This is a genomic window from Arenibacter arenosicollis (genome assembly GCF_014397245.1).
GTDB classification, from domain to species: domain Bacteria; phylum Bacteroidota; class Bacteroidia; order Flavobacteriales; family Flavobacteriaceae; genus Arenibacter; species Arenibacter arenosicollis.
Genome location: NZ_JACLHY010000037.1, coordinates 20,746 through 31,412 on the forward strand (window position 1 = coordinate 20,746; position 10,667 = coordinate 31,412).

General features: G+C 34.1%; 12 protein-coding genes. 9 read left to right on the forward strand and 3 right to left on the reverse strand.

Going from position 1 to position 10,667, the window contains the following annotated elements; all coding sequences use genetic code 11:
* Positions 1 to 22: 22 nt before the first annotated feature.
* Positions 23 to 715: a LytR/AlgR family response regulator transcription factor gene (locus tag H4O18_RS21030; RefSeq protein ID WP_187588385.1), complete on the reverse strand. Its 693-nt coding sequence runs from the start codon at positions 713 to 715 to the stop codon at positions 23 to 25.
* A gap of 247 nt (positions 716 to 962) precedes the next feature.
* Between H4O18_RS21030 and H4O18_RS21035 the strand changes: the two genes are divergently transcribed.
* Genes H4O18_RS21035 through H4O18_RS21045 form a run of 3 tightly spaced genes read left to right on the forward strand, consistent with a single transcriptional unit; the run spans position 963 to position 3,624 of the window.
* Complete coding sequence (locus H4O18_RS21035; protein ID WP_187588361.1) at positions 963 to 1,535, forward strand: Crp/Fnr family transcriptional regulator; 573 nt, start codon at positions 963 to 965, stop codon at positions 1,533 to 1,535.
* A 58-nt stretch (positions 1,536 to 1,593) separates the two neighbouring features.
* Positions 1,594 to 2,856: an NAD(P)/FAD-dependent oxidoreductase gene (locus H4O18_RS21040; protein ID WP_187588363.1), complete on the forward strand. Its 1,263-nt coding sequence runs from the start codon at positions 1,594 to 1,596 to the stop codon at positions 2,854 to 2,856.
* A gap of 15 nt (positions 2,857 to 2,871) precedes the next feature.
* On the forward strand, positions 2,872 to 3,624 hold the full coding sequence (locus H4O18_RS21045) for a DJ-1/PfpI family protein (protein ID WP_187588365.1): 753 nt from the start codon (positions 2,872 to 2,874) through the stop codon (positions 3,622 to 3,624).
* A gap of 56 nt (positions 3,625 to 3,680) precedes the next feature.
* Here H4O18_RS21045 and H4O18_RS21050 read toward each other — a convergent pair whose 3' ends face one another.
* Positions 3,681 to 4,067 (reverse strand): response regulator, encoded by a 387-nt coding sequence (locus tag H4O18_RS21050; RefSeq protein ID WP_187588367.1) that lies wholly within the window; start codon positions 4,065 to 4,067, stop codon positions 3,681 to 3,683.
* 395 nt (positions 4,068 to 4,462) lie between these two features.
* A complete protein-coding gene (locus H4O18_RS21055; RefSeq protein ID WP_187588369.1) occupies positions 4,463 to 4,771 on the reverse strand; it encodes a hypothetical protein in 309 nt (102 codons plus the stop codon).
* 590 nt (positions 4,772 to 5,361) lie between these two features.
* Between H4O18_RS21055 and H4O18_RS21060 the strand changes: the two genes are divergently transcribed.
* The 6 genes from H4O18_RS21060 to H4O18_RS21085 all read left to right on the forward strand — a co-directional run bounded on the left by H4O18_RS21060 (position 5,362) and on the right by H4O18_RS21085 (position 10,585).
* Positions 5,362 to 5,805 carry a hypothetical protein gene (locus H4O18_RS21060; protein WP_187588371.1) on the forward strand — a complete coding sequence of 148 codons (444 nt, stop codon included), beginning with the start codon at positions 5,362 to 5,364 and terminating at the stop codon, positions 5,803 to 5,805.
* Between the two features lie 109 nt (positions 5,806 to 5,914).
* A complete protein-coding gene (locus H4O18_RS21065; RefSeq protein ID WP_187588373.1) occupies positions 5,915 to 6,442 on the forward strand; it encodes a hypothetical protein in 528 nt (175 codons plus the stop codon).
* Between the two features lie 275 nt (positions 6,443 to 6,717).
* Positions 6,718 to 7,491, forward strand: coding sequence for a 2-keto-4-pentenoate hydratase (locus tag H4O18_RS21070; RefSeq protein ID WP_187588375.1), 774 nt, complete (start codon positions 6,718 to 6,720; stop codon positions 7,489 to 7,491).
* A 698-nt stretch (positions 7,492 to 8,189) separates the two neighbouring features.
* Positions 8,190 to 8,903: a DUF6090 family protein gene (locus H4O18_RS21075; RefSeq protein ID WP_187588377.1), complete on the forward strand. Its 714-nt coding sequence runs from the start codon at positions 8,190 to 8,192 to the stop codon at positions 8,901 to 8,903.
* A gap of 408 nt (positions 8,904 to 9,311) precedes the next feature.
* On the forward strand, positions 9,312 to 10,091 hold the full coding sequence (locus H4O18_RS21080) for a DUF4238 domain-containing protein (RefSeq protein ID WP_187588379.1): 780 nt from the start codon (positions 9,312 to 9,314) through the stop codon (positions 10,089 to 10,091).
* Between the two features lie 98 nt (positions 10,092 to 10,189).
* Complete coding sequence (locus H4O18_RS21085) at positions 10,190 to 10,585, forward strand: ISAon1 family transposase N-terminal region protein (protein WP_187588381.1); 396 nt, start codon at positions 10,190 to 10,192, stop codon at positions 10,583 to 10,585.
* The last annotated feature ends 82 nt before the right edge of the window (positions 10,586 to 10,667 follow it).

Genomic DNA, 10,667 nt, shown 5'->3' on the forward strand with positions numbered 1-10,667 from the left:
ACTACACATTAGGCCCTACAATTTAAACATTATAAAGCGCCTCGGCCAATTCCGTTTTTTTGTGTCTGCTCAGTGGCACCATTGTGCCAGCTACTTCAACTTTTTTACTGTTGAACTTTTCAACTTTTTCCAAATTAACTATATAGGATTTATGAATCCTTAGAAATTTCTCCTTCGGTAACTTTTGTTCAAAAGATTTCATGGTGGAAAGGATAACGACATTGCCTTCAGTCGTTACCAATTTAATGTAATCGCCCAGAGCTTCGACCCAATTAATGTCGTTAAGAACAACTTTTCGCTGTCTAAGGTTGCTTTTAACGAAGATATACTCCTCATCTTCATCCAATTTATTAATCTGCTCATATTTGGCCACGGCCCTTTTTACGGAGGCATCAAATCGAGCTAGGGAAATGGGCTTATAAAGATAATCGGTTACGTTGTAATCGAAAGCCTTGAGTGCATAATCCGGATTACCGGTAATCAAAATTACCTGTGGTGGGTTGTCCAAAGATTCCAAAAGATCAAAACCACTGATGATGGGCATTTCCACATCGAGGAAAATAAGATCGATTTCATTGTTTTTTAGACCATTTTTTGCTTCAATGGCATTACTGTATTCGGCTACCATTGCCAAGTTCGGATGATTGTTCACTAATCGGGATACTGCAGTTCGCTGCAAGAACGAATCGTCCACTATTATACATCTCAATTTCATCATGGGGGATACATTGATTTAACTAAGGGTCAAGGTACTATATTGGCATTCCTTGCCATAATAAATGATGTAAACGGTGCATTAAATGTTGTGTAAAATAAAATATTCGTGGTTTAAGAATTTGGTGAAGTAGTATATGTTCATTTATTCTTAGTAATTCATTCCATGAAATGAAAACCTAAAAATTGAAGTGGTATTACTTAAAGTTTTAATTATGCTAACTTTGACAATAGCTGTACCAAATAAAATGCAAAAACTTTTCGAGCACATAAATAAATACACTGCAATTGACAAAAATGAGTTTCTAGAAATTGCCAAGTATTTTGAAACGAAAACAGTCAAAAAAAAAGAACATCTTTACAAAGCGGGAAACAACCAGCTTGATCACTATTTTGTTTTAAATGGTTGTGTTCAATTGTACGTTATAAATGAAGATGGTACGGAACAAACTTTACAATTTGCTATAGAAAATTGGTGGATTACCGATTATTTGGCATATCACAACAACGGTACCTCCGAGTGTTATATTCAAGCGGTTAGGGCCTCAACACTACTTCACATAAGTCATACAAGGGAAGAAGAACTATTGCAGCGATTCCCTAAAATGGAAACTTATTTCAGAAATATTTATCAAACAGCTTACGGTGCCTCCTTGAACCGCATAAATTACATGTTCAGCTATTCAAAAGAGGAAATATATTTTAGATTTAAAGAAGCCTTTCCCGGTTTTGTCAATAGTGTTCCCCAATATTTGGTGGCCAGCTTTTTGGGGCTTTCGGCAGAATATATAAGTAAATTGAAAAGAAAAAATAATTCTTGAACCAGTTCAAGATTAATCTAAGGGAAAAGCGGGATCTTTGCCTTATTAATTTAGAACAATGAGAAAGACAGTTGTAATTGTGGGTGGAGGCTTTGCAGGTCTAGAGTTGATTAAAAGAATTGGTAATTCCTCAAAGTACGATGTCATACTAGTGGATGCAAACAATTATAATTTCTTTCCTCCTTTAATATATCAGGTCTCAACGGGGTTTATGGAACCTTCTGCCATTAGTTACCCATTTAGAAAAATACTGAGAAACTTAAAAAACACGCGGTTTCGGCTAGGAAGTTTAATCAAAGTTGTTCCCAGTGAAAACAAAATTATACTGAGCAATGGTGAATTGTCCTACGATATATTGGTGATGGCCACAGGTACTGAAAGCAGTTTTTTCGGCAACGAAAATATTGAAAAGAATAGTTTACCAATGAAGACCATTAGTGATGCCCTAACCCTGCGAAACACAATTCTTACACGGCTGGACAGAGCTACGAGGTACCATGACCAAGAACAGCGAAAACGGTTACTGACCTTTGTAATCGCTGGTGCAGGACCAACAGGAGTAGAACTTTCAGGTATTCTTTCGGAAATGAAAAATTCCATTTTGAAAAAAGATTATCCCGAATTGGATGAAAATGATTTAGGAAAAATATATCTAATTGACGGGCAGAAGACGGTCTTGAACACTATGTCCAAAAAATCTCAAGATTATACTTACGATAAACTAAAAAAATTAGGCGTAGAAATCAAACTTAACTGTTTGGTGCAAGATTTTAAGGACGATGTAGTTCTCCTATCCGATGGCAGTAAAATTGAAACTAAAAATTTAATATGGGCAGCAGGTGTAACAGCTAGGGCCTTTGACGGTTTTTCATCGGATAGCTTTGGAAAAGGGAAAAGATTAAAAACCAACCCTTATAATTTGGTCCAAGGTTACGATAATATATACGCTTTGGGTGATTGTGCATTGGTTTCAGGGGATAATCAATACCCGGAAGGCCATCCTCAATTGGCGCAACCGGCTATACAACAAGCCAATAACCTTGCCATTAACTTGGAGAAGGTCCAAAGTCAATGGCGACCTTTTCAATACAAGAACAAAGGTTCTTTGGCAATAATAGGAAGGAATAAGGCGGTTTTTGATTTACCTAATGAAAACTATTTTATAAAAGGATTTATAGCTTGGCTAATATGGATTTTGGTACATATTATGGGTTTGGTAAATTTTAGAAATAGATTAAGCACATTGATCAATTGGATAGGATACTACATTTATAAAGATCAAAATTTTAGAATGATTATTAAACCTAATGAAAAACAATAGATTAAATAAAACCGTATGAAAAAGCATGTTGTATTTTTAATTATCCAATTGACATTCATCGGAGGCTGTAAAAATGAAGAATCAAAATTCATCGATCAATCCCAGAATATTCAGGATCAAGAAATTACTGGAGACACCTTGACCAAACACCTAAAACCGTTCCAAGCGGAATTACCCACAATCGGACTTCTTATGTACAATGGAGTGCTTCAGGGTGAGGTAATTGCAACTTCCAATGTTTTTGCTAAACCAAGTGTGGACGGTAAACAGCTTTTTAATGTGGTTTCTATTGCTGAAACCGAAAGTCCCATTTTAACAGAGGAAGGTATGCGGTTCGTTCCCGACCATACATTCGAAAACTGCCCTCCACTAACTGCTTTGTTCGTGCCCAGTGCTTACGATATGTACGCCCAAGTCCATAACGAAAAAATTGTGGCCTTCATAAAAGAGAGAAATAAAGAAACTAAATACATGGTAAGCAATTGTGCCGGAGCTCAATTAATTGGAGAATCAGGAATTGCGGAAGGCAAGAAAATCGTAACATGGATTGGTGGGGGCAAACAATTGCAAATAGACTATCCTAAATTAAAAGTACAGAACGACAGCTTGGTAACATTTGTCGAGGACGGGAAATTCAGTTCCTCAAACGGTAATTTGGCAAGTTATATTTCAGCTCTAAATCTATTGGAAAAAATGACTAGTCCAGAACATAGAAAATTTGTAGAAAGTTATCTATACCTAGATCGACTTCAAGATTGGAAGGATTAGGTATCACTTTAGAGTCAATGGAGAAAAGAATTCCCTAATCCATGATCATGCTATCCCTACATAAAAATTTTATCCACAGCTATTTTATCCAATGGTTTTTCAAAATAGCCCTTTACCAATGAATGATATTTGGCACGCTGACGGTCCTTTGAATTGGAAAATGCGGAGACGATATAAATATCGAATGGACAAATGCACCCATGAATTTTTTCCAGCTCTTCCAGAAAGTGCCATCCAGTTAGAACCGGCAGGCCTAAATCCAATATTACCTTATGAGGAATTTCCAATTTACTTTTCGAACATTCTCTTAGGCAGGTTAAAGCCTCTTGCACTGTATAGAAGGTAATTACTTTATAGCCAGGGTACGACTGACCAATCTTATACTTGATTGCAAACTGGGATACCATATCATCGTCAATAATCCATAAGGTTTCTCCTGTCATATTAGATTGCCCTTTGAATTTTGATCATCACTTTACACCCAGTCACTATGGGCTTCATTATCTTGTTAAACCCCCATTTAATAAATCCTTCCAATCTAATGTTCATATTTCATAGTTACTTTTTTTATTGGTCTTCAATTAAGTTCATCCCAATAAACAATAGCGTGTCTGTACATCACCATTAGTAAACGTGGTACTTTACACTAGATAACAAAACGATTTGCTGACGGTATGTAATCCTTTGTAAACGTATGTCACATACTCTTAGAATATATCATTTATAAAAGCAAACTTGTGTTGTAATAAATTGTATGGTGTTGAGCCCAACTTTGGGTCCCATAAAAAATAATAATCCTTATAGACAGCCTCATTGTTGTGCCTAATAAGTATTAATTCTATTCCTTCACAAAATTTCCTTCCCTATCTAGGAACAGGGTTGCAGATTCCCCACCTTCCTTACTTACTTCAAGCTTATATTTTTGATTTTTTTCATTCCAATAAGCTTTGTCGATGTTGGTTTTGGGGTAATTTTTGCCTATTGCCATATTAATTTCACCTGTCAGGTCCTCCACCTTTATTTCAGTATAACCGTCATGAGTCGTGACCACTTGTTTTGTTGTATCTCCGTTCTGGGGATTTATCTCCTGGGCCATTCCGATGACACCTCCCAGTACAAAAGTCGTTATAAACAGTACTTTTTTCATATTTAATTTAATTAAAAATTATTATAAACAGATCATAAATAGTGTGAGAGCCAAATTACATCTTGCAACAGCTTTCGCATATCTCTAAAGAAGTTTTTTTTAATCCATAAAATCCGGTACCTAAAATGGATATATAAAATTTTATCCGTCCCCAATGTTATTCTTAGATGGTTGTTATGCAGATACGTTTTTGAGCATACATTAAAATTCCATAGCTAAATATCTGCTTAATCTAAATATAGGCTCCTTATGGGTTTCCTAAAAGTAATCTTGCTTGACCCCATTTGTTTGCCATGGCAAGAGTAGACTTACTATACTAAATACAATTAAAAGTAAGGGTAGAGTGCCAATCTTACCTTTGTACATTCCAACAAAAATAATTTATTACATTAGAGCTATAAAAAATAATTAAAAGCGATATCCCAGCGTTGAAACGAATAGACTAATTAGTAAAATAAAAGTATGATAATGTTCGGCACATATTAAATAACCTGAATAAAACTGGCTGCAACAATATGTAAATTACAAAGCAACATACGTGATGCGACAAAATCATAAGTTACCCATTAAAGATAAACTAGTGGCTCATTATGAATAAACTTGAAATCAAAAATTATCTCATTGAACAAGAGTTTGCCCAAGTTGACCAAAGTGACCTTAACTATTCCAGTTACTTATGCGGAAATGGTCGAGCCTGTGATCAAGTACTTGATATGGGTGATGACGCGCAATTAAATGCTGGGAGCGAAATTTCTAAAAAATTGGATAAACATGTCCAAACCCATATAAAGAATTTGGAATTTCTAAAAAACTTGAGTTTCGAACCCACTTCAGTCATTGAACTTGGAGCAATTGTTGAAACAGACAAAATATTTATAATAATATCAACGGCCACAAAACCTTTTGAGTATGATAACAAACAGTTTGTAGGGGTTTCTATTAACGCTCCTTTATATAAGTGTTTAGAAAACAAAACTGTTGGCGAAGAATGTATCTACAATGATGTAAAATTTGTGATAAAGAACATCTATTAGGGAGAAAGGGATTGGCTAATAAACTGCCTACAACCATACTTATACCCAAAGCCAATGAAACACTACGTGTGGCCGAAACGTTGCACCCATATTTAAAAACAATTCAAAAATGAGAAATATTTTAGCAATTATCATTGTTTCTTTAATCAGTTTATCGTGTAAAAATGAGATAAAAAACAAAGAAGAAAATTTAAAAATCAACAGTAAGGATGAGGCCGAAATACTCAATACGATAAACAATGTCTATAACAATATAGTGGTGGACTCAAACAAAAAACCTGACTACAAGACTATTAAAGAACAATTTATAGAACATGCTTGTTTGGGATTTATAAGCAAAGACTCATTGACTCTTAAGAACCCGATTGACTATTTTGATAATATGGAAAGTATGTTATCGGAAAATAAAGTAGAATACTTAAAAGAATGGGAAATTCAAGGAAAAACAAGACTTTTTGGGAATATAGCTCAAAGAACTAGCTTATATGGTGTTCATTTCAATACGACTGACAGTCTTGCCGAAAAAGGAATAATTAATTTTCAGTTAGTTAAAACAAAAAATGAATGGAAAATCCTGTCAATGATATGGGAATCGGAAAAAGGTGATTTATTGGTTCCTGACAATTATTTTGAATAAAATATGAAACGCCAACACCAGCTATAATTCATTGATCCCTTAATGGTAAACCAAAAATAATTACATTTAGCTTGGCTTGACATCTACGCCTAAAATCCTACGGTTTTCCTCGCAACGGAATCTTAACCAAACACGTTGGTAGCAATACGCTGAGACTTTAATAGTAACACAATGAATGAACAAAAAATGATTTACTAAATTAGACCTATAAAAGAAATATAATAATAGCTATTTCCCATTTTTTTGTATCATAAAAAATTAAATAACCTTTGTAGATGCTCGAATCCATAGCAAACGATTTTTATCACTCATTTTATGAAAAGGAATGGCATGGAGAGGAAATCTTGATAAGAAATCTTTCTATTAAAGAAGCATATGAAGTACAGGACTTGGTGACGAAAAGAAGAATCGAAGCTGGAGAAACTCTGGCAGGATTTAAGGTAGGGTGCACTAGTAGCTCGATAAGGAGGCAGTTTGGTTTAAGTGAACCGATTAATGGAAAGCTATTTTATCCTCATACGGCAGAAAATCAAATAAATATTGATTGTAGCAATTACATCAACTGTGCTATAGAACCTGAGATGGTCTTTAAAATCGGGAAAAATCTAGAAGGGAAAAACCTGTCAGATAAGGAACTTATAAGTGCGATTGAATATATCTGCCCTGGAATTGAAATTCATGAATACAATTTTTGGATTAAGCCACCGACCATTCAAGAACTAATTTGTTCTGGAGGCATTCATACCGGACTTATCATAGGAAATCAAAGAGTGTCTCCGGATAATCTACAATTCAAAGATGAGAAATTTGCTGTTTATAAGAATAATTCCTTTTTAATGTCAGCACCTTCTTCTGAGATTATGGGAGGTCCTCTTAACTCATTACGCTGGTTGGTAAACTTTCTAACCGATAAAGGCATGTCTTTAGAAAAAGGGAACTTGGTAATACCTGGATCTCCCGTTGAACTCATAAACATTGATCAAGATGTTGAGTTGAAAGTTGTGATTGATAATGTAGGAAGTGTAACTGCAAATTTTAAGAAGTACTAATCGAAATAAACGGATTATAGAAGAGTTCTCTTTTTTTAATTGAATATCATTTGATTAAAAATAACGCTACACAATACTACCTAAAAATTCATAGCCAGCCTTCAGGATGGCAACGATTTGTATCCAGTACCGTTGGCAAATATTTCAATTCGGCGTCAAATCCGACCTAAACAACAATTATTTATCGAATTTAGAGGTGTTCTAAAAAAGGGGAAGCCTACAAGTTATCAGTGAAAAGTATAAATTTGGAAGAGTACTTGAGGATTGTGTTAAAGCATTTATGTATTTGTCAATGCTGACGACTGAATAGAAAAAGCCAGCAGGTAATAACTAAAACTCCGTGCAGACGGTACTAAACGTCCATTAGAACTGAAGGAGCCAAAATAAGAGAACCGCAATTAACTAAACAAGTCCCCAGTTTTCCTTGCTATGTGGGTTGTTAAACCTTAAGATACGTTGGTTTAAAGTGCCAGTTATTTCGCTGCAATCTGTGCCATTTAACGAAAGGAAGAAAAATTCTCCCAGCTCATAGCAAAAATTCCTAACTTGAGATAAAATAAAACGGATTCAATCCCCATAGCATTATAAGCGCAAACCGACACCGCATAGTTCAACGGCGGATTAAATCAAACTGCGCCATTGGCTTACATGATTTAATCCTATAATGTTGTGCTTCATTATAACAAACCAAAAAACCAATGATAAAATTCTTTAGAAAAATTCGCCAAAGATTGTTGACTGAAAATAAATTCAGTAAATATTTACTTTATGCGATTGGCGAAATAGTTCTTGTTGTTATTGGAATTTTGATTGCATTACAATTAAACAATTTGAATGAGGAAAGTAAGAATAGAGAATTTGAAAAGGAGATACTTGCCCAAATTCAAGAAAATATAAATAACGACAAACTTGCTTTAAAACAAATCGTAAATGACTTTAATAAAGCTATAACATCATCTGAAAAAATTTTACAATCTGAAGTATCTGATAAAACTGAAGATAGCATTAAAATATGGCTTGGCAGCATCATTATGTTTAATAGATTTCAGCCTCTTACAAATGCCTATGAGGTATTAAAATCGAAAGGACTTGACAAAATATCAAATAAAAATCTACGCTTTTTACTTGGGAAGTATTACGATGACGAAGCTTCGCAAATGGTAAAGTCAACTACCGACATTGAATTGACCTTTAATAATCATTGGTTGCCTGTTTTATTTGAAGAAATGGTTGAATTTGAATTTAAGAAATATGTAGAGCTAAAAGATTATAGCATACTACTAAGGCCTTCAAAAGCGCAGAATATTTTGAAATTAAATCGTGACAATCTTGCTTCTGGAATTAATCGAATTAAAGGTGGATTAGCGACAATTGATGAAATACAGAATTTAATAGCGAAAGAAATAAAATAACGAAAGAACAACACCGTACTCCCATGAAAAGCACTAGTCCATCCGGATAATTATCTGGACCTAAAAGTACATATTTTGTTATCCTCCAAAATATTGATTTTGGGGTGTATAATTTTGAGTGCCACCTTTCAGTACCTAGCCTGGTTTTACAGACTCAAATACCGCAGATGGAATTCGCAGTAAATCCATTACGGTTTCCCGCAACTTACTTTCAAGGAATTGTATTTCTTTATATCTATAATAAGGGATTCCAGGGAAAGCAATACTCAACAATAATTAAGGCAGGAGTATTCGGGATAGTACGCTCCTAAATTAATAACTGGGCAACAAAAAGATTTATTACATTAAACCTAAAATAGAAATACAACAACTAGTAACTATATACAGTTGTTATGTTTAATTAAAAAAATGAGTAAATATAGAAAACAACATATCGTTTCAGAAACATATTTAAAGCATTTTTCAACCAAAGCTGACGGAAATGGACTTTATGTAATTGATAGAGGAGATAAATATAGAAAGGACATTCAAAAGAAAAATTCTGGCGATAGAATATTCTGGATTCCCAATTATTCTGATACTGATTTTTTCAACGATAGAAAAACTATCGAAAAAATGTTCGGAACGGACATCGAAACTAATTACAACAACATAATTTATACAATAGCAAAGGAAAATCCTGAAATTGATTTTATAGTTAAACAACAATTAATACAATGGATATTCTATACAAAAATGAGAAGTCCAGTTTGGAAAAATCATCTTGAAAATTTCACTAACTATAATTTCTTTAAAAAAGAAGCTGAGAGTTTTATAACAAGTGCTGTAAGCATGAGATGGACAATTTATAAAAACCCTCCAAACAAATATTGGTGGACTTCAGATGATCCTGGCTATTGCCTTAACCTAAAAGATTACAATGAAACGGGAAAAATAAAAACAAACCCTATTTATGATATTAAGGGTGTAAACTCTGTATTGTTCTACCCACTATCAAAAGAATACTGTTTAAATATTCATCCATATTATCAAAATGATAAAGTAACTTTGAATCCAGAAAATACAGAAGTGACATTTAAAAACGCGGATTTATCATTTGTAGATTTCATAAACAAAGCAACTTACTTGACCCAGGATAGATTAATAATATCAACGGATTTAAATTCTTTGAGCAATCTAGTGGAATAAAAACTAAATATAACAATGGCTCCTATGAAAAGCAGGATCAATCTCAAAAGTTGGGTCTAAAGAGAAAAATAATTTTCTTTGTGCTTTAAATTACATTGATGAATAAAGGCACTGAGTTATCCTTATTAAGTTTAATATTACCAGAAGGAATATTAGAGTATTTTGATATTGTTGGATTCGAAAAGAAGCCTATAAAGCATGTTTTATATGAGAACCGTCTAACGATATATTTGGAGGAGAAAAAACAAATACCATCCAAGTACAAGGATTGCAAGTATAAAGCCAGTGGCTTCATGGAGCCTCGAATAATCGAGGATTATCCCGTTCGAGACAATCTACTATCATTAAATCTTAAACGAAGGCGTTGGGACGTTCTACTTGATAAAAAGTGGATTAAAGTAAGTCGTGAATGGGATGAATTTATCGCACAGGGGACCCGCATGTCAAAGGAGTTCGCTGCTTTTTTAAAAGTACTTGGTCAGTACCAAAGCTAATGACTGCCATACCATTGGCGGGTTTTATGGGGTCAATGGCAAAAAACTACAGCGACAGTTTCGGGATTATTTAAGCGAGTTC